Source organism: Bacillus halotolerans, from assembly GCF_004006435.1.
GTDB lineage: Bacteria > Bacillota > Bacilli > Bacillales > Bacillaceae > Bacillus > Bacillus halotolerans.
Genome location: NZ_CP029364.1, coordinates 1,264,822 through 1,290,781, shown reverse-complemented (window position 1 = coordinate 1,290,781; position 25,960 = coordinate 1,264,822). Strand labels below are relative to the sequence as shown.

The following is a 25,960-nucleotide window of genomic DNA, read 5'->3' as shown; positions in this document are numbered from 1 at the left end:
GTGACGAATTTTGAATTACATTAGCAATCAACTATTAAGCGGATTAAACCCCGTTCAGCAGGAAGCTGTCAAAACAACGGACGGGCCTTTGCTGCTGATGGCGGGAGCGGGAAGCGGAAAGACGCGTGTCCTGACGCACAGAATCGCTTACTTAATGGCGGAAAAGCATGTGGCGCCGTGGAACATTCTGGCGATCACATTTACAAATAAAGCGGCCAGAGAAATGAAAGAACGTGTGGAAAGCATTCTCGGGCCCGGGGCGGATGATATCTGGATTTCCACGTTCCACAGCATGTGTGTGCGGATTTTGCGCCGAGATATCGACCGCATCGGGATCAACCGCAATTTCTCAATCCTTGATACGGCTGACCAGCTTTCAGTCATCAAGGGAATTTTGAAGGAACGCAACCTCGATCCGAAAAAATTTGATCCGAGGAGCATCCTCGGCACGATCAGCAGTGCGAAAAACGAATTAACCGAACCTGAGGAATTTTCTAAGGTTGCCGGCGGCTACTATGATCAGGTCGTCAGCGATGTATACACTGATTATCAGAAAAAACTGCTGAAAAACCAGTCGCTTGATTTCGACGACTTAATTATGACGACCATTAAACTGTTTGACCGTATTCCGGAAGTGCTTGAGTTTTATCAGCGCAAATTCCAATACATCCACGTCGATGAGTATCAGGATACGAACAGAGCGCAATACATGCTCGTGAAGCAGCTGGCGGAGCGTTTCCAAAACCTTTGTGTTGTCGGCGACTCCGACCAGTCCATCTACAGATGGCGCGGGGCGGACATTGCCAACATTCTTTCCTTTGAAAAGGATTATCCGAATGCCAGCGTCATTTTGCTTGAACAAAACTACCGTTCGACAAAACGGATTTTGCGCGCGGCCAACGAAGTGATCCAAAACAATACAAACCGAAAGCCGAAAAATCTATGGACGGAAAACGATGAAGGAATTAAAATTTCCTATTACCGCGGAGACAATGAATTCGGTGAAGGACAATTTGTTGCCGGGAAGATTTATGAGCTTCATAACTCCGGCAAACGGAAGCTGTCGGATATCGCCATCTTGTACCGGACAAACGCCCAATCCCGTGTGATTGAGGAAACGCTTCTCAAAGCGGGCCTGAACTATAACATTGTCGGCGGCACAAAGTTCTATGACAGAAAAGAAATCAAAGACATCCTCGCGTACCTGCGTCTCGTATCCAATCCGGATGATGACATCAGCTTCACGCGTATTGTCAATGTGCCGAAGCGCGGGGTCGGCGCCACATCGCTTGAAAAAATCGCTTCATATGCCGCGATGAACGGCTTGTCACTATTCCAAGCGATTCAGCAGGTTGATTTCATTGGCGTCAGCGCCAAGGCAGCAAACGCGCTCGACAGCTTCAGACAGATGATTGAGAACCTGACAAACATGCAGGACTATTTATCAATTACCGAGCTGACCGAAGAAATTCTCGATAAAACCGAATACAGAGAAATGCTGAAGGCTGAAAAATCAATTGAAGCCCAAAGCCGTTTAGAAAACATCGACGAGTTCCTGTCTGTAACGAAAAACTTTGAACAGAAAAGCGAAGACAAAACACTCGTTGCGTTCCTGACTGATTTGGCACTGATCGCTGATATCGACCAGCTCGACCAGAAAGAGGAAGAATCCGGCGGCACGGATGCGATCACGCTGATGACGCTGCACGCCGCAAAAGGATTGGAATTCCCGGTTGTTTTCCTTATGGGACTCGAGGAAGGCGTCTTCCCGCACAGCCGTTCACTGATGGAAGAAGCAGAGATGGAAGAAGAACGCCGTCTCGCTTACGTGGGCATTACAAGAGCGGAGCAGGAGCTTTATCTGACCAACGCAAAAATGCGCACGTTGTTTGGCAGAACAAACATGAACCCGGAATCACGCTTTATCGGTGAAATTCCAGATGATTTATTGGAAAACCTAAATGAGAAAAAAGAAACGAGAGCGCCGTCTGCGAGAAAAATGCAGCCGAGACGCGGCCCTGTTTCCCGTCCGGTGTCCTACGCAAGCAAAACAGGCGGCGATACCCTAAGCTGGGCTGTCGGAGATAAAGCCGGGCATAAAAAATGGGGCACAGGAACCGTTGTCAGCGTGAAAGGCGAAGGAGAAGGGACCGAACTCGATATTGCCTTCCCGAGCCCGATCGGTGTGAAACGCCTGTTAGCGGCATTCGCGCCAATAGAAAAGCAGTAATTGAAGAGGAAAGGAAGAAGCAGATGGACAAAGAAACAGCGAAGCAGCGGGCAGAACAACTGCGCCGCACCATCAACAAGTATAGCTATGAATATTACACCTTAGATGAACCGAGCGTCCCGGATGCCGAATACGACAGATTGATGCAGGAGCTGATTGCGATTGAGGAGGAGCATCCAGACCTCAGAACGCCTGATTCTCCTACACAGCGTGTCGGCGGCGCTGTGCTTGATGCGTTTCAAAAAGTCACTCACGGCACGCCGATGCTCAGTCTGGGCAACGCGTTTAATGCTGACGATCTCCGCGACTTTGACCGCCGTGTGCGACAGGCCGTGGGTGATGATGTGGCGTATAATGTGGAGCTGAAGATAGACGGTCTTGCTGTTTCTCTCCGTTATGAAGACGGCTATTTTGTCAGAGGCGCGACAAGAGGCGACGGGACGACGGGAGAGGATATTACGGAAAATCTGAAGACGATCCGTACTATCCCGCTCAAAATGAAACGCAGCCTTTCGATTGAAGTGCGCGGCGAGGCGTATATGCCGAAGCGTTCGTTTGAAGCGCTCAATGAAGAACGGATCAAAAACGAGGAAGAACCGTTCGCAAATCCGCGCAATGCCGCTGCGGGATCACTCAGACAGCTTAACCCTAAAATTGCGGCGAAACGAAATCTCGATATCTTCGTCTACAGTATAGCGGAGCTTGACGAAATGGGTGTGGAGACACAAAGCCAAGGACTTGATTTTCTCGACGACATCGGCTTTAAAACGAACCAGGAACGGAAAAAATGCGGCAGCATAGAAGAAGTCATTGCGATGATCGATGAGCTTCAGGCGAAACGCGCCGATCTCCCGTATGAAATTGACGGCATCGTCATCAAAGTGGATTCCCTTGATCAGCAGGAGGAGCTTGGTTTTACGGCGAAAAGCCCGCGCTGGGCCATAGCGTATAAGTTTCCTGCAGAAGAAGTCGTGACAAAGCTTCTCGATATCGAATTAAATGTCGGAAGAACGGGTGTGATTACGCCGACCGCGATTCTTGAGCCGGTAAAAGTAGCCGGGACAACGGTCTCAAGAGCATCCCTTCATAACGAAGATTTAATTAGAGAGAAGGATATCCGGATTTTGGATAAGGTAGTCGTCAAAAAAGCGGGAGATATCATTCCTGAAGTCGTGAACGTTCTCGTTGAACAGCGGACAGGGGAAGAAAAGGAATTCAGCATGCCGACAGAATGCCCTGAATGCGGCAGTGAACTCGTCCGCATTGAAGGAGAAGTGGCACTTCGCTGCATCAATCCTGAATGCCCTGCACAAATCAGAGAAGGTCTGATTCATTTTGTCTCCCGCAATGCCATGAACATTGACGGGCTTGGCGAACGAGTCATTACACAGCTGTTTCAGGAGAATCTCGTCCGAAATGTGGCAGATCTGTATAAGCTGACGAAGGAACAGGTGATTCAGCTCGAACGCATGGGCGAAAAATCAACTGAAAACCTGATCAGCTCTATTCAGAAATCGAAGGAAAATTCATTAGAGCGCCTGTTATTCGGCCTTGGCATCCGCTTTATCGGCTCGAAGGCTGCAAAGACGCTCGCCATGCACTTTGAAAGCCTGGATAATCTGAAAAAAGCCACCATAGAGGAGCTTCTTGCAATAGATGAAATCGGTGAAAAAATGGCTGACGCAGTCATCACCTATTTCCATAAAGAAGAAATGCTCGAGCTTTTGGCAGAGCTTGAGGAGCTGGGCGTAAACACACTTTATAAAGGTCCGAAAAAAGTAAAAGCAGAGGACAGCGATTCCTATTTTGCAGGCAAAACCATCGTTCTGACAGGAAAGCTGGAAGAGCTGTCAAGAAACGAAGCGAAAGCGCAAATTGAAGCGCTCGGCGGAAAGATGACTGGAAGCGTCAGCAAAAACACAGACTTGGTCATCGCCGGAGAAGCGGCGGGAAGCAAGCTGTCAAAAGCGCAAGAGCTGAACATTGAAGTGTGGAATGAAGAACAGTTAATGGGAGAGCTAAAGAAATAAGAGGAGTGTTTTCTATTGAAAAAGACGTTGGTAATGGCGGCAACGGCGGCAGTGTTAATGCTGTCTGCCTGTTCGTCAGGTTTTGGGGGGAAGAAGGAGGAAGAGATTACGCAAAAAACGGCGAAATCGTCAGAAAAAGCGATTATCCCGAAATACAATATCTCTGACTCCTATTACAAAATGGTGCTTCCGTTTAAAGCGGGGAAAGCACGCGGCCTGACAACGGAACAGCTGAATACAAGACTTGATATTGATGAGTTTGAAACGGGGCTGATGCGCCTTGCCCAGGACTCTTTCTTGACAGACGATTATCTGTTCCAAGAAGGACAATACTTAGATGAAGATACAGTATTAAGCTGGCTTGCTCGGAAAAAAACAGGCTCTGATCTGAAAAAAGCCCAAAAAGAAGATAAAAACTTTAAAAACGAAGGTCTGAACCCAGCGCTCCCTAGCTCTGGCTCAACAGAAGAGAAAAACGAAAGCAGTCCGGTTTATTTAGCTTCTATGCTGGAACATGATTACTTAGTCAGAAAAGACAAGAATTCCATCCAGCTTGGCGGCGTTATGATCGGCTTGGCGTTAAATTCAGTGTATTACTACCGTGAAAAAACAGGCGACCCTCAAAAAGAAGTGGAGATTGACAACAGCACACTCCGTAAACAGGGAGAAAAAATCGCGCAGGAGGTCATTAACCGCCTTCGCAAAAAAGACAACCTGAAAAATGTGCCGATTACGATTGCGCTTTACAAACAGGCGTCCAAAACATCAATCGTTCCCGGCAATTTTATCGCCAAAACAGAAGTCAAAGCAGGCTCCTCTGATATTTCAAACTGGGACGATGTAAATGAAAAATACGTCTTTTATCCGGCCGATACGAGCACTGCAGAGAAATATCCTGATGATACTGAAGTTTTTAAACGGTTCAAAAACTCAATTGACAACTACTTCCCGAACTACACAGGTGTTGTCGGAACGGCCCTGTATGAAAACGATGAAATGAAGAAAATGAAAATTGAAATTCCGATGCAATTCTACGGAAAGAGTGAAGTCGTCGCGTTTACCCAGTTCTTAACGGGTGAAGTCATGGACTACTACTCAAAGAGCTCACTAGATCTCGAAGTGGATATTACATCCTCAGACGGACAGGAAGCGGTCATTCTCCGCGATGCTGGCGATAAAGAGCCGACTGTTCACATTTATGACTGATAAACATGCAAAACCCTTGTGCCAATTAAGGCTCGAGGGTTTTTTTGTGTTACAATTAACAGTATAAGGAAACCGCAATCATTTCCGCTTCTGTCGAAACAAAAACCAAATGGGGGTATGTTGATGCTGGAAATCGTGTAAAAACAATAGAAGAAATCAAAGGCATAGAAAGGGAGATAAACGTGCATAAAGAAATCAAGAAAGTATTTCGTGAGGAGAAGGTTTTGGCAGAGGCTGCGGGGAGATACGGTTTTTCAAGAAATCAGGTGCGTTTTCTGGCTGATGCCGAAAACTATGTATATGAGTTTATAAAAGATAATGAACCTTATATTTTAAAGGTTACCCATACAATTCGCAGGTCGGCTGATTATATGATGGGTGAAATGGAATGGCTCCGTCATCTGGATGAAGGCGGGCTTTCAGTCGCAAAACCGATTTCGTCGCTAAACGGCACAGAGATTGAAGAAGTCCCTGACGGAAACGGCGGAGCATTTTTATTGCGAGCCTATGAGAAGGCGCCGGGGCACAAAGTGGACGAATCCGACTGGAATGAAACCCTATTTTTTGAGCTTGGCAGATACACAGGGAAAATGCACAGCTTGACAAAAAGCTACAAGCTCAAAAATCCTGCTTTTAAAAGACAGGAGTGGGATGAAGAAGAGCAGCTGATGCTTAGAAAATACGTGCCGGAAGACCAGACACAGGTGTTTCAGCAGGCGGATGAGCTAATGAATGAACTGCGCCAATTACCAAAAAGCAGGGACAGCTACGGCTTGGTTCATGCAGACCTCCACCATGGCAATTTTAACTGGGACCAAGGGAAAATCACAACATTTGATTTTGATGACATCGGATACAATTGGTTTGTCAATGATATCAGCATTCTCCTTTATAATGTGCTGTGGTACCCGGTCATTCCATATGAAAATAAAGCCGTGTTTACAGAGGAATTTATGACGCACTTTATGAACGGATACAGAGAGGAAAATAATCTTGATGCTTCGTGGCTGAAAAGAATACCTGATTTTCTCCGCCTGCGTCACATGCTGATATACGGACTGCTGCATCAAATGTTTGATCTTAACTCAATAGGCGCAGAAGAAAAAGAAATGCTGGCCGGTTTCAGAAGGGATATAGAAAACCGCACGCCGATCACAGAATTTGATTTTTCTAAGCTCGTCTAGAACGAAAAAAGCCAATGGGATATAATGCCCCATTGGCTTTTATAATGTATCGCACTTCACGCCGACGACACCTTCAATGTCTTTTATATCATAGTAGACATCGGTCGTATATCTGTTTTTATGAACACGGACTTTGACTTCCATGATCGGAAATTCTTTTTCATGAAGGTCATCGATTCGGACGGAGTGTGTCTTAATGTTTCTTCTTTTCATTTCTTTTAAGATCTCTGTCATTTTGTCTTTATCAGAAAGTGACATTCTGATGCGGATGTCTTTTTCCTGCAGACGGTCTGGACCGATTTTTCTGACCGCCCACGGAAGAAATTCAACGCTGATCAGGATGAACAGAAGGCTGGCAAAGGCTTCTTTATAAAATCCCGCTCCGGTAGCAAGCCCGAGTCCTGCCGCACCCCAAATCATAGCCGATGTGGTTAAGCCGGAAATGACGTCGTTGCTTTTCCGCAAAATGACACCTGCGCCGATAAACCCGACGCCGGAGATGATTTGCGCCGGCAGACGCAGCGGGTCCATCATGATGCGGTAGTATTTAGGGAAATGATATGCCGCGTTAATACTGACGATCGTCAGCATGCATGAGCTGACGGCGATAACGATACAGGTTTTTAACCCGAGCGGCTTATTCTTCAGCTCGCGCTCCAGCCCGATGACCATGCCAATCAAAGTGGCAATGCCTAATTTTAATAAAATGTCAGGATCAATATACCAGCTCAACAGCAACTTCCCCCTTATCTATGGTGTTTTTAAATAAATATGATTTTCTCACAGTATTTATCGCAAAACAAGGGCACAAAAGCCACCAAGCAGCGCTTGATGGCTTTTTGATTATTTTTTGCGTTTTAACAGTTTTTCCATGACACCGAATAATCGGTAAGAGGCTTTTGCAGGCCGCTTCGTGATCATGCTGACGATAATGCCGGCAATCATACTGAGGATAAACCCAGGGATGATTTCGTACACGCCGGTTGATTTTGCCAGGCCGGTTGTAATCCAGATCAACACGGTCGCAGCCCCGACAATCATCGCAGCAAGCGCGCCCCATTCGTTCATCCGCTTCCAATACAGGCTGAGCAGAATCGCAGGCCCGAAAGCTGAACCGAAACCGGCCCACGCGTATCCGACCAAATCAAGAATGGAGCTGCTCGGATTCAAGGATAAGAGCACCGCAATAACGGCAATCACTAAGACGGACAGACGCCCGACCATTACTAATTCTTTATCGGAAGCTTTTCGTCTGAAAAACGTCCGGTATAAATCCTCTGTCACAGCACTTGCTGTTACCAAGAGCTGTGAGGAGATGGAACTCATGATCGCAGCCAAAATAGCTGACAATAAGAATCCTGTAATTAAAGGGTGGAACAATATTTTAGAGAAGATAATGAATATCATCTCCGGATCTTTTACAGCAACACCGAATTTATGGGCATAAGCAACACCGATTAAACCCGTCAGCACGGAACCGAGAACTGAAATGATCATCCAGCTCATGCCGATTCGGCGCGCAGGCTTTAAATCTTTAATGTTTTTAATGGCCATAAACCGGACGATAATATGAGGCTGGCCGTAGTAGCCCAAGCCCCAGGCTAAATAGGAAATAATGCTAATGACGCTCGCGCCTTTAAAGATATCCAATAAATTCGGGTTAACAGCGCTGATTTCATGGAAAGTCGGAGCAACGCCGCCCACATGGGTAAAAGCAACGATCGGCACAAGCACTAGTGCTGCAAACATGATCGCACCCTGCACGAAGTCAGTCAGACTGACAGCAAGGAAACCGCCAAATAGTGTGTACAATACGACAACACCGGTAGTCAGAAGCAAGCCTAATTTGTAATCCGCGCCAAAAGCAGATTCAAACAGCCGTCCGCCAGATACCATACCGGAAGAGGTATACAATGTGAAAAAGATCATAATGACCAAAGCAGATACGATTTTCAGCAGTGATGAAGAATGCTGGAATCGTTTATCAAAGAAATCAGGAATCGTAATCGCGTCATCCGCCGCTTCCGTATAAGCACGCAGCCTTGGAGCCAGCAGCAAGTAGTTTGAGTACGCCCCGATTGTAAGACCTAAAGCAAGCCATAAGGTTGACAGCCCTGTCGCAAACATCGCGCCGGGAACACCCATCAGCATCCATCCGCTCATATCCGCCGCTCCGGCAGACAAAGCAGTAACAAACGGTCCGAGACCTCTTCCTCCAAGCATGTAATCGTTGATATCAGTTGTTTTCTTAAATGCATACCAGCCGATTAACAGCATGGCAATAAAGTAAATTCCTAAAGAAATAATAATTTCAATACTCACGTTTTACCCTCTCTTCAATTCTAATAATTTTGCATCACCTCTCAAATTGATGGTGCCAGTTAAGCAGCCTGGCGCAAGTGCGACACAAAAGACATTCTTTTGCAGGTGCACTTGGTAACTTAACCTAACAAAGTATTCCCACCCATTCAAGCGATGAAACATAGACGGTCAGCGGGAAATACCGGGGCAAACCTAGAAGGGAATAAAGATTAAAACGCTTTCAAAAATAATTAAAGTAAAAATTTTCAGAAAAATATTTCGTTTCTCCTTCGCCTCTTTTTAGTATAAAATATATAGGGTATTGTCTCGAAAACACAGGCCCGCCCCAAGGCGTTTTGTTGCTTTAGAGGGCTTGTTTTTGATATGATCAGTATTATATGACTTAACGGAGAAATATGTGGAGGTGGATCATATGTCACGAATTTCAATAGAAGAAGTAAAGCACGTTGCGCATCTTGCGAGACTTGCGATTACTGAAGAAGAAGCAAAAATGTTCACTGAACAGCTTGACAGCATCATTTCATTTGCCGAGGAGCTGAATGAAGTCAACACAGACCATGTTGAGCCTACAACTCACGTGCTGAAAATGAAAAATGTCATGAGAGAAGATGAAGCGGGTAAAGGTCTTCCGGTTGAGGATGTCATGAAAAATGCGCCTGACCACAAAGACGGCTATATTCGTGTGCCATCAATTCTGGACTAAAGGAGGGACACAAGAATGTCATTATTTGATCACAAAATCACAGAATTAAAACAGCTCATACATAAAAAAGAGATTAAGATTTCTGACCTGGTCGATGAATCTTATAAACGCATTCAAGCGGTAGATGATAAGGTACAAGCCTTTTTGGCATTAGATGAAGAAAAAGCGCGCGCGTATGCGAAAGAACTCGATGAGGCGGTTGACAGCCGTTCTGAGCATGGTCTTCTCTTCGGTATGCCGATCGGCGTAAAAGATAATATCGTAACAAAAGGGCTGCGCACAACTTGCTCCAGCAAAATTCTCGAAAACTTTGACCCGATTTACGACGCAACTGTCGTTCAGCGCCTTCAAGATGCTGAAGCGGTCACAATCGGAAAACTGAACATGGACGAATTCGCCATGGGGTCATCAACAGAAAACTCAGCTTACAAGCTGACGAAAAACCCTTGGAACTTAGATACGGTTCCCGGCGGTTCAAGCGGCGGATCTGCGGCTGCAGTTGCCGCGGGAGAAGTTCCGTTTTCTCTTGGCTCTGATACAGGCGGCTCCATCCGCCAGCCGGCCTCTTTCTGCGGCGTTGTCGGATTAAAGCCTACTTACGGACGCGTGTCCCGTTACGGATTGGTCGCATTTGCGTCTTCATTAGACCAAATCGGGCCGATTACACGTACGGTTGAGGACAACGCATTCTTGCTGCAAGCCATTTCAGGTGTTGATAAAATGGACTCTACAAGCGCAAATGTAGACGTTCCGGATTTTCTTTCTTCATTAACTGGCGATATCAAAGGATTGAAAATCGCGGTTCCGAAAGAATATCTTGGCGAAGGCGTCGGCAAAGAAGCGAGAGAATCTGTTCTTGCAGCGCTCAAAGTTCTAGAAGGCCTTGGCGCTACATGGGAAGAAGTATCTCTTCCGCACAGTAAATACGCGCTTGCGACGTATTACCTGCTGTCATCTTCTGAAGCGTCTGCCAACCTTGCACGTTTTGACGGCATCCGCTACGGATACCGCACGGACAATGCGGAAAACCTGATCGACCTTTACAAGCAAACGCGCGCTGAAGGCTTCGGAAATGAAGTGAAACGCCGTATCATGCTTGGAACATTCGCTTTAAGCTCAGGTTACTATGATGCGTACTACAAAAAGGCGCAAAAAGTGCGTACTTTGATTAAGAAAGACTTCGAAGACGTATTTGAGAAATATGATGTCATTGTTGGACCAACTACACCGACACCTGCGTTTAAAATAGGTGAAAACACGAAAGACCCGCTCACAATGTACGCTAACGATATCTTAACGATTCCGGTCAACCTTGCCGGCGTTCCGGGAATCAGCGTGCCATGCGGATTTGCTGACGGACTTCCGCTCGGCCTGCAAATCATCGGAAAACACTTTGACGAGAGCACTGTATACCGCGTCGCTCATGCATTCGAACAAGCGACAGACCATCATAAAGCAAAACCTGAACTGTAAGGGGTGAAATGAATTGAACTTTGAAACGGTAATCGGACTTGAAGTCCACGTTGAATTAAAAACAAATTCAAAAATTTTCTCAAGCTCTCCGACGCCATTCGGCGCGGAGGCGAATACACAGACAAGTGTCATCGACCTCGGGTATCCGGGTGTCCTGCCTGTACTAAACAAAGAAGCAGTGGAATTCGCAATGAAAGCGGCAATGGCGCTGAACTGTGAAATCGCAACGGATACAAAGTTTGACCGTAAAAACTATTTCTATCCGGACAACCCGAAAGCGTATCAGATTTCTCAATTTGATAAGCCGATCGGCGAAAACGGCTGGATCGAGATTGAAGTCGGCGGAAAAACGAAACGTATCGGCATCACACGTCTTCACCTTGAAGAAGATGCCGGAAAACTGACGCATACAGGCGACGGCTATTCTCTTGTTGACTTCAACCGCCAGGGAACGCCGCTTGTCGAGATCGTATCTGAGCCGGATATCCGCACGCCGGAAGAAGCATATGCGTATCTTGAAAAGCTGAAGTCCATCATCCAATATACAGGCGTGTCTGACTGTAAAATGGAAGAAGGTTCACTTCGCTGTGACGCCAATATCTCTCTTCGTCCGATCGGCCAAGAGGAATTCGGCACAAAAACGGAATTGAAAAACTTGAACTCCTTTGCGTTTGTTCAAAAAGGCCTTGAGCATGAAGAAAAACGCCAGGAGCAGGTTCTTCTGTCCGGCGGTGTGATCCAGCAGGAAACTCGCCGTTACGATGAAGCAACGAAGAAAACCATTCTTATGCGTGTCAAAGAGGGTTCTGACGATTATCGTTATTTCCCTGAGCCTGACCTTGTCGAGCTTTACATTGACGATGAATGGAAGCAGCGCGTAAAAGCAAGCATTCCTGAGCTTCCGGATGAACGCCGCAAGCGTTATATCGATGAGCTTGGCTTGCCTGCATATGATGCGATGGTTCTGACACTGACAAAAGAAATGGCAGACTTCTTCGAAGAAACAGTTCAAAAAGGCGCTGAAGCAAAACAAGCATCAAACTGGCTCATGGGTGAAGTGTCAGCTTATCTGAACGCTGAGCAAAAAGAGCTTTCTGATGTTGCGCTGACACCGGAAGGCCTTGCCGGCATGATTCAATTGATTGAAAAAGGAACAATTTCTTCTAAAATCGCGAAGAAAGTGTTCAAGGAATTAATTGAAAAAGGCGGCGACGCTGAGAAGATTGTGAAAGAAAAAGGCCTTGTGCAGATTTCTGATGAAGGCGTGCTTCTGAAGCTTGTCACAGAGGCGCTTGACAACAATCCTCAGTCGATTGAAGACTTTAAAAACGGGAAAGACCGCGCGATCGGCTTCCTTGTCGGACAAATTATGAAAGCGTCCAAAGGACAAGCCAACCCGCCGATGGTTAACAAAATCCTGCTTGAAGAAATCAAAAAACGCTAATAAAAAAGCAGCTCCCTCTGCAATGAGGAGAGCTGCTTTTTTATGATCAAATAGAAATAAAGATAGAGATTAAAGCGCGAAGCTTTTCAACTTCTTCGAAATCACTTCCGGTCAAATTTGACAGCAGGCCTTTGATAATCGGCTTGCGCGGCTTTTCCTGCGACAGCTCTTCCTCGATCACATCGAGCGAAACGATGATGTCCTCAGGCAATGCGCTGTTTTCTTTCACTTTTTGAATGTCCTGAAGGATCTGGCCTTTATCCGCCGGCACCAGGCTGTAAATGTCTTTTGGCATGAGCGGATTCAGGCTGGAACGGCTTAGCCCCTGTACAAGATCATCCAGTCTCTCCATGATAAATTCAGATATGTTGTCTGCATCAATTTTGATTTCTTCATTAAATACCATCACATTCATATAGGAGTGCACAATGCCTCTTGCCATGATGGAGAGGTCTGAGAGGTAGTTCTCAGTTTCCTTGCCATAAGTCGCAAGCAAAGCGTTCCGATACAGCTTATCTGTCTCGGCTGTGACTTTGTAAAAGTATTGCTTTACTTCTTGATTTTCCGGAATGATATTTTCAGTTAGCAACAGAACAATAAAATCCTTATGATCGCGAAAATCCTCAAACTGGGCGCTGATTTGTTTTTTCAGCACATCCTTAGGCGGCTGTCCGGCGAGATTCTCTTCTATTTGTTGCATTTTTTTCATAGACATGCCAATGTAATATTCACAGGCAGACAATAGCAGCGCTTCTTTTGATTTGAAATGCAGATAAAAAGCGCCTTTTGAGATACCGCATTCGCTGGCGATTTCCTGGATGGTCGTCGAAGCGTATCCTTTTTTCGCAAATAAACGAATGCTTGTTTTTATGATTCTCTCTTTTTTCTCATTCATGACGTGCTTCCCCTTAATCCTTGAAAAATTTAGAAAAATTTTCTGGTATATGAGTTGACGATGTTGCGTTATACCGTTTAGTATTATATAGAATGACCAGTCAGTCAATAAAAACACAATGGAGGATATGATGAATCACGTTATTAATTTCGTTCTGAAAAACAAATTCGCCGTATGGCTGATGACGATTATTGTAACGGCAGCCGGCTTGTACGCGGGTATGAATATGAAGCAAGAATCCATTCCTGATGTAAACATGCCCTACCTGACAATCAGCACGACATATCCGGGAGCGACGCCTAGCCAAGTCGCTGATGAAGTAACGAAACCGGTTGAACAAGCGGTGCAGAATTTGGACGGCGTGAGCGTTGTTACGTCGACGTCCTATGAAAATGCATCGTCGGTCATGATTGAATATGATTATGAGAAAGATATGGACAAAGCGAAAACAGAAGCGGCTGAAGCATTAGAAAACGTCAGCCTGCCTGATGACGCGAAAGACCCGGACATTTCACGCTACAGTTTGAACTCCTTCCCAATTCTGACGCTGAGCGTGTCCAGTGATTCAGATAATCTGCAAAAGCTGACAAAACAAGTGGAGGACAGCCTCGTTTCTAAGCTTGAAGGCATAGAAGGCGTTGCTTCAGTCCAAGTATCAGGCCAGCAGGTGGAAGAGGTTGAATTCTCTTTCAAAGAAGACAAACTGAAAGAATATGGCCTTGATGAAGATACAGTTAAGCAAGTGATTCAGGGGTCAGATGTGACAACGCCGCTTGGATTGTACACATTCGGAAATAAAGAAAAATCTGTCGTCGTCAGCGGCGATATTGAAACCATTAAAGATTTGAAGAATATGAGAATTCCAACGGCATCTGCATCTAGTGCAGGCAGCAGCGCCGCAGCAGCACAAAGCGCACAAGCGGCTCAAAGCCCGCAGGCAGCAGCGCAGGCGCAGCAAAGCGTAAGCACAGACGTGCCGACGGTCAAGCTATCTGACATTGCAACGATTAAAGATGTCAAAAAAGCTGAATCAATTTCCCGCACAAATGGAAAAGACAGCATCGGCATCAACATCATCAAAGCAAACGATGCCAACACGGTAGAGGTTGCCGACAATGTCAAAGATGAGCTGAAGCAGTTCAAAGAAGACCATAAAGGCTTCAACTACAGCGCAACACTCGACATGGCAGAGCCGATCACACAGTCAGTTGAAACAATGTTAAGCAAAGCCATCTTCGGTGCTATTTTTGCGATTGTGATTATTCTCTTATTCTTAAGAGATATCAAATCAACATTAATTTCAATTATTTCTATTCCATTATCATTGCTGATCGCACTTTTCGTGCTGCAACAGCTTGATATCACACTGAATATCATGACGCTCGGTGCAATGACCGTTGCCATCGGACGGGTTGTTGATGACTCCATTGTTGTGATCGAAAACATTTACCGCCGCATGAGGCTGAAAGATGAACCGCTGCGCGGAAAAGCCTTGGTCCGTGAAGCAACGAAGGAAATGTTTAAACCGATCATGTCATCCACTATTGTGACGATCGCGGTATTCCTGCCGCTCGCACTGGTAGGCGGACAAATTGGTGAATTGTTTATTCCTTTCGCCTTAACAATTGTATTTGCGCTTGCCGCATCCCTGTTGATTTCGATCACGCTCGTGCCAATGCTCGCACACAGCCTGTTCAAAAAATCATTAACGGGAGCGCCTGTAAAAGCGAAAGAACACAAACCTGGCAGACTCGCAAACATCTATAAAAAAGTATTGAACTGGGCGCTGAGCCACAAATGGATCACGTCTATCATCGCCGTTCTGATGCTGCTCGGAAGCTTGTTCCTTGTACCGTTAATCGGTGCCAGCTACCTTCCGTCAGAGGAAGAAAAAACGATGCAGATCACATACAGCCCTGAACCGGGTGAAACGAAAAAAGAAGCGGAAGATGAAGCTGAAAAAGCAGAAAAAATCCTGCTTGACCGCAAGCATGTCGATACGGTTCAGTATTCATTAGGCTCTGGCAGCCCGCTTGCCGGAGGAGACTCAAACGGCGCATTGTTCTATATCAAATATGACAGCGACACGCCGAATTTTGATAAAGAAAAAGACAACGTGCTGAAAGAAATCAAAAAGCAGTCTGACCGGGGAGAATGGAAGTCACAGGACTTCAGCTCTTCAGGCAATAATAATGAATTGACATACTATGTGTATGGCGATTCAGAAAATGACATTAAAGACACTGTCAAAGATATTGAGAAGGTCATGAAGGATGAAAAGGATCTGAAGAACGTAAACTCAGGCCTTTCCAGCACATATGATGAGTACACATTTGTGGCTGACCAAGAAAAGCTGAGCAAACTCGGTTTAACAGCTTCTCAAATTTCTAAGGCCCTAATGTCAGAGACAGCACAGGACCCGCTCACAACCGTGAAAAAAGACGGCAAAGAGCTTGACGTTAACATTAAAACCGAAAAAGACGAGTATAAGAGTGTCAAAGATTTAGAGAACAAAAAGATCACATCAGCGACCGGCAAAGAAGTCAAAATCGGTGATGTGGCAAAAGTAAAAGAAGGCACAACATCTGATACGGTGTCTAAACGTGACGGAAAAGTGTATGCTGATGTCACAGGTGAGGTTACATCAGACAACGTCACAGCTGTATCCGTTGATGTCCAGAAGAAAATTGATAAGCTTGACATGCCTGACAATGTAACGATCGATACAGGCGGTGTTTCCGCAGATATCGCGGATTCCTTTACGAAGCTTGGATTAGCGATGCTAGCAGCGATTGCGATCGTCTACCTCGTGCTTGTGATTACATTCGGCGGAGCATTAGCGCCATTTGCGATTCTGTTCTCATTGCCGTTTACAATCATCGGTGCCCTGGTCGGACTTTACGTATCAGGTGAGACAATCAGTCTGAACGCGATGATCGGTATGCTGATGCTAATCGGTATCGTTGTTACAAACGCCATTGTCTTAATTGACCGCGTGATTCATAAGGAAGCGGAAGGACTGTCTACGAGAGAAGCGCTCTTAGAAGCCGGCTCCACACGACTCCGTCCGATCCTGATGACAGCCATCGCGACAATCGGCGCCTTGATTCCATTAGCTCTCGGCTTCGAAGGCGGAAGCCAGGTCATTTCAAAAGGACTCGGCGTAACGGTTATCGGCGGTTTAATCAGTTCGACGCTTCTGACGCTCTTGATCGTGCCAATCGTATACGAAGTATTGGCGAAGTTCCGCAAGAAAAAACCGGGAACAGAAGAAGAGTAAAAATGACAAAAAGCCTCAGCTCTGCTGAGGCTTTCAGCTTGTTGAAAAACCCTCGCATTCGTTGTCAGGTCTGCGCGTCGGTGCTCACGAAAAAAGACCAGCGGCTAAAAACTAGAGCATCCTGCTCAAACGCCGCTGTCACCGCATCCTGCGGAAGTCCGCTCCAATGCTCCTCCTTCCTAGACTACAAGGGTTTTCAATCAAGCTGAAAGAATGTTAAGGATGACAAAAGCTCAAAACAAGAATCAGTTTTGAGCTTTTGTGCGTTTTCACCTGTAAGATTATGTACATTTTGTTGCGATTTTTTTAACTCATAGTATAATTAAAGGTTGTTAGTGTAAAAATGGATCGGATACTCTTAAGTAGGATGATGAGATAATGAAACGTGCACGCATAATATACAATCCGACTTCGGGACGGGAGGTCTTTAAAAAGCATCTTGCCCAGGTCCTGCAAAAATTTGAACAAGCCGGCTATGAAACCTCTACCCATGCCACAACATGCGCGGGAGACGCAACGCACGCTGCCAAGGAAGCGGCATTGCGTGAGTTTGACCTAATCATTGCGGCAGGCGGAGACGGAACGATCAACGAGGTCGTCAACGGGCTTGCCCCATTAGACAATCGTCCGACACTCGGCGTGATTCCTGTCGGCACAACAAATGACTTTGCCAGAGCGCTCGGCATTCCGCGAGAGGATATTTTAAAAGCGGCGGATACGGTGATTAACGGCGTTGCCCGCCCGATTGACATCGGACAGGTCAACGGCCAGTATTTTATCAATATCGCCGGCGGAGGCCGCCTGACGGAGCTGACGTACGACGTCCCAAGCAAACTCAAAACGATGCTCGGCCAGCTTGCTTATTATTTAAAGGGTATGGAAATGCTGCCTTCACTTCGTCCGACAGAAGTCGAGATTGAATATGACGGCAAGCTGTTTCAAGGTGAAATCATGCTGTTTTTGGTCACGCTGACAAATTCCGTCGGCGGGTTCGAAAAACTCGCGCCGGATTCCAGCCTGAATGACGGCATGTTTGATTTGATGATATTAAAGAAAGCAAACCTTGCTGAATTTATCAGAGTCGCATCGATGGCGCTCCGCGGCGAACACATCAACGACCAGCACATTATTTATACAAAAGCGAACCGCGTAAAAGTCAATGTATCAGAAAAGATGCAGCTGAACCTGGACGGCGAGTACGGCGGCATGTTGCCGGGCGAATTCGTGAATCTGTATCGACACATTCACGTCGTCATGCCGAAAGAGAAAGCGGAACAGCTGGATGACTAAAAACTTGGCTTTAATGAGCCAAGTTTTTCTTTCGCTTAAAACAAGAGGTGAACATACATGAAAATGAACCCCCCAGTAGAAAAAAACGAATACTACAACGTGACATTTGAGGATTTGACCCACGAAGGAGCGGGCGTCGCAAAGGTTCAAGGATTCCCGATCTTTGTGCCAAATGCCCTGCCCGAGGAAAAAGCGCAAATCAAAGTCACACGCGTCAAAAAAGGTTTTGCTTTCGGACGCTTGATTGAGTTGAAGGAAGAAAGCCCGCACAGAACGGATGCCCCATGCCCGATCTACAAGCAATGCGGCGGCTGTCAGCTTCAGCACATGACCTACGAAGGCCAGCTCTTGTTTAAACAGAAACAAGTCAAAGACGTCTTAGAACGCATCGGCAAGCTGGACCTTTCCAACGTGACCGTGCACCCGACACTCGGCATGGAAGACCCGTGGAACTACAGAAACAAAGCACAGGTGCCGGTAGGAGAACGAGAAGGCGGACTCGTCGCTGGATTTTATCAGCAAAGAAGCCATGACATCATTGACATGAGCGCCTGCCTGATCCAGCAATCTAAAAACGACGAAGCCGTCCAAGCCGTCAAAGACATTTGTGCCACATACGGTGTCAAAGCCTACAACGAAGAACGCCACAAAGGCTGGCTCCGCCACATCATGGTCAGATACGGCGTCGTTACAGGTGAAATGATGATCGTCTTCATCACAAGAACAAACGACTTCCCGCACAAAGCGAAGATCATTGAAGACATCACAGCGCAATTCCCGCACGTCAAATCCATCGTGCAAAACATCAACCCAAACAAAACAAACGTCATCTTTGGGAACGAAACAAATGTCATCTGGGGCGAAGAATACATCTACGACCTCATCGGAGACGTCAAATTCGCCATCTCCGCCAGATCGTTCTATCAGGTCAACCCAGAGCAGACAAAAGTGCTATACGACAAAGCGCTTGAGTACGCGGAGCTGAAAGGTGAAGAAACCGTCATCGACGCCTACTGCGGCATCGGAACGATTTCTCTCTTCCTGGCAAAACAGGCGAAAAAAGTGTACGGTGTTGAAATTGTGCCAGAAGCAATTGAGGACGCAAAGCGAAACGCAGAATTAAACGGCATCACAAACGCTGAGTTCGCAGTCGGGGAAGCAGAAACCGTGATTCCAAAATGGTATGAAGAAGGCATCACAGCCGATACGCTAGTCGTCGACCCGCCAAGAAAAGGCTGCGACGAGGCCCTCCTGCGGACAATTGTGGAGATGAAACCGAAGCGAGTGGTGTATGTGTCCTGTAATCCTGGCACGCTTGCAAGAGACCTACGGGTGCTTGAGGATGGCGGGTATCAGACGCTCGAAGTGCAGCCTGTGGATATGTTTCCGCATACGAATCATGTGGAGTGTGTGGCTGTGCTTGAAATTGAGGATTAATGAAGTTATAAAAAGCAAGAGCCTCTCGAATCAGGAGAGGCTTTTTAATTTCCTGTATAATATTAAATAATATATTTAAGAACAGGGGTGTATTAAAATAGTAGATAACGTTACAAGTCTTTCAGATTTCCCCATCAAAGAAAAATTGAAAAAGGTTTTAAAAAATTATCAACATGCCAGGAGTGAAACCTTCAAGAATCATCCTCTTGGTTACCTTGTTCGTCATGAAATAAAGAGAAATCTTATTGCAGAGGCTAAATTAGATCTATCCAAATATCATGTAGCAGGGTCAATTGGGATCGGGAAATGGGCTGAGGTTCCATGGATATCTATTTTTATAAAGAATCTTACAACCTCGGCAACAAGAGGCTACTATATTGTTTACTTGTTTAATGCTGACGGTAGTGGTTTATACGTTAGCTTAAATCAAGGATGGACTTACTTCAAAGAAAAGTATGGAACCAAGTTAGGTAAGGCAAAAATTCAAAAGACAGCTTCTATTATCAGAGAAAAACTAAATACTATACCTCGGAAAATGAACCTTTTGAATATTAGTTTAAAAGGCGAAGGTGATCTTGCGAAAGGATATGAATTAGGACATATATGTGGTCGATATTATGATATTAGTAATTTGCAGGATGAAGAAGCCATCATAAGTGATTTACAAGCTTTATTGATTACATACATAGAATTAGAAGGGTTCATTGGAAACAGATCTATAGAACAGTTTAACGATTTCATTTTGTTGAAGGAAGACGGTTTATTTTTAGAAGATGGGGATAATGAAGAGAAATATCAGTTGGCGACTCAGCAATTCATTGTATCAGAGGGTATAGTTGGGGGATATGAAGTTAATATAAAGCGAGAACGCCCAGATCCAATCTTTAACAAAGGTGGGCAAAAACAATGGTCAAGAAATGCGGGTTTAGCATCAAAAGCTATGATGCTTTCAAATTATACATGTGAAATAGATCGTTCACATAAAACATTTATTTCAAAATCTACAAATAAACCGTATGTTGAGTCGCATCATCTTGTTCCTATTGCAAAACAAGAAGAGTTTCGATATGACTTAGATCAATTGGCAAATATAATTAGTCTTTGTCCACTTTGTCATCGTCTTATTCATTTAGGCAAAGATGAGGAGAAAGAAGAACTGTTGAAAAAATTGTTTGAACAGCGTAAAGAGCAACTTAACCGTGTTGGGATAGAAATTACTTTTTCTGATCTTAAAACGCTCTACGGTATACCTAAATACTTCTAGAGTAACGTACTTTAGTATCTTTCTCTATGCTTTCTAAATTATAACAGTGTCATTTATTACTCTCAATATATTAGTGTACATTATTGACTGTTGGTAATATAAAGAGTGGATTTTCTATGACTTAGATTCTGATAAAGTTCTAAAAAAACATACTTTTACTCCTAATTTTCAAGAAAACAGACGCAGCCCAAAGCTGCGTCTTGTCTTTAACCAAGCGTTCCATTTTTTGCAATCATAATGTCTCTGTCAAAGATGGCTTTGTCTGCTAGGGAGTTCGTTGAATCGTTTGCAGCTTTGCTTGTCATGTTTCTGGATGCCACGTTTACTTCATTTCCCAAGGAAGAACTGATAAAGCTTACTCCGATCAAAGCAATTACAGCGCACAAAGTCAGTTTAAATTTCATACAAACAATCCCCTCTCTGAATTTGTTTGCGGGCATGAACCATCTTTTTGAAACAGATAACAGAATCATCCATCTGCCCAATTTCAGTATAAAACTTTGCGGCTAATAATGCCAACTCTTCCATATAAGGATATCCTTGGGATGTCTCTAATTTGTTGAAAACATTTAATAAAATGGACGTTTCTCCTTTTTTGATAAACAGTGCCTGCAATCCTTCGAACATGATTTTAAATAGGCCATCGTCGAATTTACATGCGAAGCGTACGCCTTTTCTGAAACAATCCATTGCCTGCTCTTGTTTATGTTGAAGAAAATAAATTAAGGCTAAATCGTGGTAAGCTTGTGTCAAGTTGTTGAAATTTGATTTTTTAAATTGGAGTATCGATTTCTCCATGTATTTTGCTGCTTTCGTCAATTCGCCCATTTTAAGATAACAATTTCCGATATTGAATAAAGCTTGGCCGTAAATCCGTTTGTTTTTGCTTTCAAGCAGCCGTGCGCCTTTTAGTGCCTGTTCGAGGTGAGGGAGCGCCTTTTCATGACTTTCTAGGTCATCGTAGTTTCCTGCGATCACAAAATGGCATTGTATGCGGCGGACTGAGTAAAGGTCGTGCGTTTTATAAATGTTATACGCCTGAGAAGAATAGTGCATGGATACGTGGGTTTGTTTCATATGATAAAATACTTCAGCCATTTTAAAATAAAATTCCGCCCGCTCAATTTCATCTGAAATATAGGGAATGGTGTTTTCCGCTTTTTGATAGAATGTAATGGCACTTAAGAAATTGCCCTCTTTGAATTCATACATCCCTTGAAAAAAGTAATAGTAGTATTCAACGAGCTTCTCCATCTTCCTGTTGCTGCCTTCAATTCTCTTTAAATATTCTGATAACTCCATTTGGTTTCCTTCAGATGGAATCACATAGTCAATCATAAGCTGATGGCGAAATGCAATGAGCTGATAGTAAATCAAGAGGTCTTGGTCTTCTTCCATGACGTCAATGTCCCGTTCGATCTCAGCTTTAAGCATTTCAGCGTCAGTCACATTAAACTTTTGAATATGCCGGTTCCACTCATTAATTTTCATCCCAACGTGCGGAGACGAAATCGTGCCCAAACTTCTCACCCTTCCTCTTCTCACTAATTATGTAAATTTTATCAATACTGAAATTTAATAGAAAGGGGTTGAGAGACCGCAAAAAAAATTTTCGGTGCAGTCCGCAAAAGGGAGTTTTGGGTGTTTTGCGTTACATTTGGTTTTGTGGAGGTTAGCCAATCTCAATTTTTGAATTTTGGATTGCGGTGATTATGACTTACCAGTTTCATCATACTTTTTTAACAGCTTTTCAGTTTTATGCATTTCTCTGAGCATCGGATTCATGTAGTCGTTAGCTGATTCAAGATATGCTCTTGTCAGAGTGTCTAGTTTATTTCTAACTTTAGAGAGGTCTTCTTCGAATTGTTCCTCAGAGAAATGTTGGATAAAGACTTTTGCTTCTTCGTATCTTTTTAATATGTTTTTGACCATTGGAGTTGGATTCTTTTGATTGTTTGTTTTTATTGTTGTGATTGGTAAATTAATTTGTTTTATTAATTCTCTTCTTACTGTCAAAATGTTGCTCCTTTTATAAAGAGATATGAGATAAATATAAAACCTTAATATTAAAGAAAAGTATAGAGTCATCTAAAATCTCATCGTATAGAAAACTTTAACCCATTCAGAAGCAATCAATTTATTAGTTGATCGGTTAACAAATTTTATAATAGGTTTGTTTTTTTGGTTTCCATAAAAGCCAACCTGAGAATAGCCCAGCAGTAAAAAGCTGAGCTATTTTTGAATTATAGACCGAAGTAGTTTATTACAAACTGTTTATCTTCCTCATCTTCAGGCAATATTCCTAAATTTTTATATTCCCATACTACTTGTCGTTGAGTACCATTTAAGTCTGAGGCAATGACATCGGTGTAATCATAATCTATTGAAAATTTCCCGCTTCTTTCTAAATGTAAAGTGAGGTTTGTCCATAAGTCCTCATTGTTTGTTTTAAATTCATTTCGTAACTCTTCGAAATAATCATGCAATTCATATAGAAGTTCGTCATATATATCTTCATTAACATTAAAGTGTTCAGGAATATCGTGTGAATATATATCTTCCTGATTTTGTGGAATAGTAAAGAAAAAGTAAACTTCTGAAGAATCATCTAAAATTTCGGCATAAAGAGCAACCTTCTCCCACTCAGAGGGGATAATTTCATTTATTTGCTCAGCGATTTTTTGATATACTTCGCTCATTTTTGTAGTGTCCATTAAATTAACCTCTAACTTTGGATTGTTGATGGTATTATTTAATATTTAGATAGTATTTAACAAATTCTATATCCTCTTCGTCTTCAGGGAAAATACCCAAGTTATTGTACTCCCAAATCATTTGTCTTTGGTATTCGTCCAAAGTATAAACTTATTGTGTAACTGTTTAAATAACTCTTGAAGATCTATTAATAGTTCAGTATAAATCTTGCTGACTCGAAATTGTTCTGGAATGTCATGGGAGTATATACACTCATCGTATTCTGGTGTTTGAAAGAAAAAATACACTTCTCTGGAGCCGTCTAGTATTTCGGCATAAAGAACAATTTTACTCCAATCAGCAAATTATTTTTCCTATGACATTAGTTATTTGTAGATAAGTGTTTTCTAACATCGTTATCCTAACTTTATTATATTGGATTTTCAGGATATTCTTCTAAATATATTTTTGTTAATTTTTGTAATGATGGATCCTTAGGTTCTTCCCCTAAATATTTAAATTTCCAGATGATAAGCTGATCACTGAAACTATAATCTGTCTTAAACCAATCTGTATAATCAAAGTTGACAGTTAATTTTCCTGATCTCTCTAGGCTAAGAGTGAAGGAATAAAATAATTCTTGATCATGATCTTTGAAAACATCTCTCATTTTTTCGCTTAGTTTAAATAATTTCATCTCATACTGATCGAATTCATTTTCGTCAATATCAAATTCAAACGGAATTTCAAGACTGTACTTAAAATGCTTAGGTTCATTTTGGGAATTATAAAAAAAGTAAGTCCCTCCGCCTGTCTCTGAAACCTGGGCATAGAACAAAAATTTCTCCCATGGTTCTGGTATCATTTCGTTAACGGTTTCAGCGATGCTTCTATATAATGCATTTAATTTATTTTCCAAAAAGAATCAACCTCCAGCATCTAGTCTGGACAAAGTTCTAGCAAGTCATGAAATAATGCCAGTTCTACTGTGATTTGGGGACCGAATAAAGGCTCTATTTTTATATCAAGATCGCAAATGACTTCGTTCATTTCTTGGTAATTAAGAGCGTTGTATCGCATTTCTTTTAAGATTTGATTCAGTTTTGTGTCTAGTTTCTGTTGAAGCATAGAATAAGATTGTGTACTGAAACCATCTAACACGGGAGTTGCTCTTTCGGGATCAACATTTTCAATTGTGAAATGGTGCTGCAGGTAATAAACAGGAGCCAATTTTGAAATCATAAGTTTACTGGTATAGTTTACATGAAACTCATTCTTCTCATATTTAGGAAATTCAAACTGAAAGGCAGCGGAGGGCCATATCTCACCCATGCTTATATTCTCAAATTGTATCTTCATTTCTTTTACAAATGACTTTATTTCTGTCGGTAGTGTTATAGGTTGTTGGCATAATGATAGATAATTGCCTTTGGAAGGGTCTGCACCATAGTAGAGTTTATTAATTGTATTTTTAATCAACATATCCATATAGAACCTCTAAATTTATAAAAAATAGCCCAGCAGAGAAGAGCTGAGCCATATTTTTTTATTTATAGACTGAAGTAGTTTATTACAAATTCTTTGTCTTTCTTATCATCAGGCAAGATACCTAAATTCTTATATTCCCATACCACTTGCCGTTGTGTTCCGTTTAAGTCTGAGGCGATGACATCGGTGTAATCATAGTCTATTGAGAATTTATCGGTATTCTCTAGTTTAAGCGTTAAATTGGTCCAAATATCTTGGTTGTTTGCTTTAAATTCTTCTCTTAACTCCTCGAATAACTCTTGAAGTTCAATTAATAAACTCACGTATATTTTTTTACTAACATCGAATTGTTTCGGTATATCATGAGAATAGATATACTCTTCACTTTGTGGTGTATTGAAGAAAAAGTAAACTTCTGATGAATCATCTAATATTTCCGCATAAAGAATGATTTTTGTCCAATCAGATGGAATCATGTCATTAAGCTGTTCTGCTATTTGTTGATATAACTGTCCCATATCAGAAATTAATTTAAATTTTTCCTTCGTTAGTCTTGATATAATCCTCTAAAAAGTCTCTTACCGTTTTCCTTTTTGGCATTAAACCTAGATTTTTATACACCCAAACAGCCTTTCTTTGAGATCCATTTAGCTCTGAAGCAATTACATCTTCATAATTATAATCTATAGAAAACTGGCCTGTCCTATCTAGTTTCAAAGTCAAGTTCGTCCAAGTTTCTGGATTATTTTCCTTATATTCTTCGCGTAATTCTTCGAATGATTCTTGAAGTTCGATTAATAAATCATCATAAATATCTTCGCTTACATTAAAATGTTCTGGAATGTTATGTGAGTATAAGAATTCATTCTCGCCCGGTATATTAAAATAAAAAAATACTTCCGAAGAGTCGTCTAATATTTCAGCGTAAAGATATACGTTTTCCCATTCAGAGGGAATGATTTCATTTATCTGATTTGCTATTCTTTGATACAAGTCACCCATTTTTGGTGTTTCCATGAT

Annotated in this window: 23 protein-coding genes and 1 pseudogene; 11 read left to right on the top strand and 13 right to left on the bottom strand. The window is 43.1% G+C overall.

The genetic code is table 11. The features are described 5' to 3' along the window. Positions 1-10: 10 nt before the first annotated feature. From pcrA to DIC78_RS06495, 4 genes are all read left to right on the top strand, one after another. Positions 11-2,230: a DNA helicase PcrA gene (pcrA, locus tag DIC78_RS06510; protein ID WP_127695792.1), complete on the top strand. Its 2,220-nt coding sequence runs from the start codon at positions 11-13 to the stop codon at positions 2,228-2,230. 23 nt (positions 2,231-2,253) lie between these two features. Next, a complete protein-coding gene (gene ligA / locus DIC78_RS06505) occupies positions 2,254-4,260 on the top strand; it encodes an NAD-dependent DNA ligase LigA (RefSeq protein ID WP_127695790.1) in 2,007 nt (668 codons plus the stop codon). A gap of 15 nt (positions 4,261-4,275) precedes the next feature. Continuing rightward, positions 4,276-5,466 (top strand): CamS family sex pheromone protein, encoded by a 1,191-nt coding sequence (locus DIC78_RS06500; RefSeq protein WP_127695788.1) that lies wholly within the window; start codon positions 4,276-4,278, stop codon positions 5,464-5,466. A 176-nt stretch (positions 5,467-5,642) separates the two neighbouring features. Further along, positions 5,643-6,650, top strand: a complete 1,008-nt coding sequence (locus DIC78_RS06495) for a phosphotransferase enzyme family protein (RefSeq protein ID WP_174754442.1) — start codon at positions 5,643-5,645, stop codon at positions 6,648-6,650. Between the two features lie 39 nt (positions 6,651-6,689). Here DIC78_RS06495 and DIC78_RS06490 read toward each other — a convergent pair whose 3' ends face one another. Together DIC78_RS06490 and opuE are read right to left on the bottom strand one after the other, a co-directional pair. After that, entirely contained in the window at positions 6,690-7,388 is a 699-nt protein-coding gene (locus DIC78_RS06490) for an MgtC/SapB family protein (protein WP_081638247.1), read from the bottom strand. A gap of 105 nt (positions 7,389-7,493) precedes the next feature. After that, positions 7,494-8,972: a proline transporter OpuE gene (opuE, locus tag DIC78_RS06485; protein ID WP_103672132.1), complete on the bottom strand. Its 1,479-nt coding sequence runs from the start codon at positions 8,970-8,972 to the stop codon at positions 7,494-7,496. A 412-nt stretch (positions 8,973-9,384) separates the two neighbouring features. On the opposite strand from opuE, the gene gatC reads away from it, so the two are divergent. The 3 genes from gatC to gatB are packed head-to-tail and all read left to right on the top strand — an operon-like array spanning position 9,385 to position 12,592. Continuing rightward, the gene (gene gatC, locus DIC78_RS06480; RefSeq protein WP_024120463.1) at positions 9,385-9,675 is read left to right on the top strand and encodes an Asp-tRNA(Asn)/Glu-tRNA(Gln) amidotransferase subunit GatC; all 291 of its coding nucleotides are present in this window, start codon (positions 9,385-9,387) and stop codon (positions 9,673-9,675) included. A 15-nt stretch (positions 9,676-9,690) separates the two neighbouring features. Then, complete coding sequence (gatA, locus tag DIC78_RS06475; protein ID WP_024120464.1) at positions 9,691-11,148, top strand: Asp-tRNA(Asn)/Glu-tRNA(Gln) amidotransferase subunit GatA; 1,458 nt, start codon at positions 9,691-9,693, stop codon at positions 11,146-11,148. A gap of 13 nt (positions 11,149-11,161) precedes the next feature. Next, positions 11,162-12,592 carry an Asp-tRNA(Asn)/Glu-tRNA(Gln) amidotransferase subunit GatB gene (gatB, locus tag DIC78_RS06470; RefSeq protein WP_010333268.1) on the top strand — a complete coding sequence of 477 codons (1,431 nt, stop codon included), beginning with the start codon at positions 11,162-11,164 and terminating at the stop codon, positions 12,590-12,592. 27 nt (positions 12,593-12,619) lie between these two features. Here the strand turns inward: gatB and DIC78_RS06465 are convergent. Next, a pseudogene (locus tag DIC78_RS06465) lies at positions 12,620-13,487 on the bottom strand (TetR/AcrR family transcriptional regulator); the annotation flags it as partial. A 130-nt stretch (positions 13,488-13,617) separates the two neighbouring features. On the opposite strand from DIC78_RS06465, the gene srfP reads away from it, so the two are divergent. The 4 genes from srfP to DIC78_RS06445 all read left to right on the top strand — a co-directional run bounded on the left by srfP (position 13,618) and on the right by DIC78_RS06445 (position 20,758). Further along, on the top strand, positions 13,618-16,767 hold the full coding sequence (gene srfP / locus DIC78_RS06460; protein ID WP_106021526.1) for a surfactin resistance protein SrfP: 3,150 nt from the start codon (positions 13,618-13,620) through the stop codon (positions 16,765-16,767). A 378-nt stretch (positions 16,768-17,145) separates the two neighbouring features. Further along, complete coding sequence (locus tag DIC78_RS06455; protein WP_010333270.1) at positions 17,146-18,057, top strand: diacylglycerol kinase; 912 nt, start codon at positions 17,146-17,148, stop codon at positions 18,055-18,057. A gap of 57 nt (positions 18,058-18,114) precedes the next feature. Continuing rightward, positions 18,115-19,494 carry a 23S rRNA (uracil(1939)-C(5))-methyltransferase RlmD gene (gene rlmD / locus DIC78_RS06450; protein ID WP_127695785.1) on the top strand — a complete coding sequence of 460 codons (1,380 nt, stop codon included), beginning with the start codon at positions 18,115-18,117 and terminating at the stop codon, positions 19,492-19,494. A gap of 145 nt (positions 19,495-19,639) precedes the next feature. Continuing rightward, positions 19,640-20,758: an MrcB family domain-containing protein gene (locus DIC78_RS06445; RefSeq protein ID WP_127695783.1), complete on the top strand. Its 1,119-nt coding sequence runs from the start codon at positions 19,640-19,642 to the stop codon at positions 20,756-20,758. 206 nt (positions 20,759-20,964) lie between these two features. Here DIC78_RS06445 and DIC78_RS06440 read toward each other — a convergent pair whose 3' ends face one another. The 10 genes from DIC78_RS06440 to yezG all read right to left on the bottom strand — a co-directional run bounded on the left by DIC78_RS06440 (position 20,965) and on the right by yezG (position 25,957). After that, positions 20,965-21,162 carry a hypothetical protein gene (locus DIC78_RS06440; protein ID WP_101861336.1) on the bottom strand — a complete coding sequence of 66 codons (198 nt, stop codon included), beginning with the start codon at positions 21,160-21,162 and terminating at the stop codon, positions 20,965-20,967. Beyond that, positions 21,152-22,279 (bottom strand): Rap family tetratricopeptide repeat protein, encoded by a 1,128-nt coding sequence (locus DIC78_RS06435; RefSeq protein WP_127695781.1) that lies wholly within the window; start codon positions 22,277-22,279, stop codon positions 21,152-21,154. Before DIC78_RS06435 ends, DIC78_RS06440 begins: the two co-directional genes overlap by 11 nt. 189 nt (positions 22,280-22,468) lie before the next feature. Beyond that, complete coding sequence (locus tag DIC78_RS06430; RefSeq protein WP_127695779.1) at positions 22,469-22,774, bottom strand: hypothetical protein; 306 nt, start codon at positions 22,772-22,774, stop codon at positions 22,469-22,471. 227 nt (positions 22,775-23,001) lie between these two features. Then, the gene (locus tag DIC78_RS06425) at positions 23,002-23,472 is read right to left on the bottom strand and encodes an antitoxin YezG family protein (RefSeq protein WP_127695777.1); all 471 of its coding nucleotides are present in this window, start codon (positions 23,470-23,472) and stop codon (positions 23,002-23,004) included. A 34-nt stretch (positions 23,473-23,506) separates the two neighbouring features. Continuing rightward, positions 23,507-23,593, bottom strand: a complete 87-nt coding sequence (locus tag DIC78_RS22140) for a hypothetical protein (protein ID WP_420867034.1) — start codon at positions 23,591-23,593, stop codon at positions 23,507-23,509. Beyond that, entirely contained in the window at positions 23,590-23,760 is a 171-nt protein-coding gene (locus DIC78_RS22135; protein WP_420867031.1) for an immunity protein YezG family protein, read from the bottom strand. The genes DIC78_RS22140 and DIC78_RS22135 overlap by 4 nt, the downstream gene beginning before the upstream one ends. A gap of 122 nt (positions 23,761-23,882) precedes the next feature. Then, a complete protein-coding gene (locus tag DIC78_RS06415) occupies positions 23,883-24,371 on the bottom strand; it encodes an immunity protein YezG family protein (protein ID WP_106021532.1) in 489 nt (162 codons plus the stop codon). Between the two features lie 20 nt (positions 24,372-24,391). Beyond that, on the bottom strand, positions 24,392-24,940 hold the full coding sequence (locus tag DIC78_RS21750) for a hypothetical protein (protein WP_223203909.1): 549 nt from the start codon (positions 24,938-24,940) through the stop codon (positions 24,392-24,394). Between the two features lie 62 nt (positions 24,941-25,002). Beyond that, positions 25,003-25,458, bottom strand: a complete 456-nt coding sequence (locus DIC78_RS06405; protein WP_127695775.1) for an antitoxin YezG family protein — start codon at positions 25,456-25,458, stop codon at positions 25,003-25,005. A 13-nt stretch (positions 25,459-25,471) separates the two neighbouring features. Beyond that, positions 25,472-25,957, bottom strand: coding sequence for an LXG family T7SS effector immunity protein YezG (gene yezG / locus DIC78_RS06400; protein WP_127695773.1), 486 nt, complete (start codon positions 25,955-25,957; stop codon positions 25,472-25,474). Positions 25,958-25,960 lie beyond the last annotated feature (3 nt).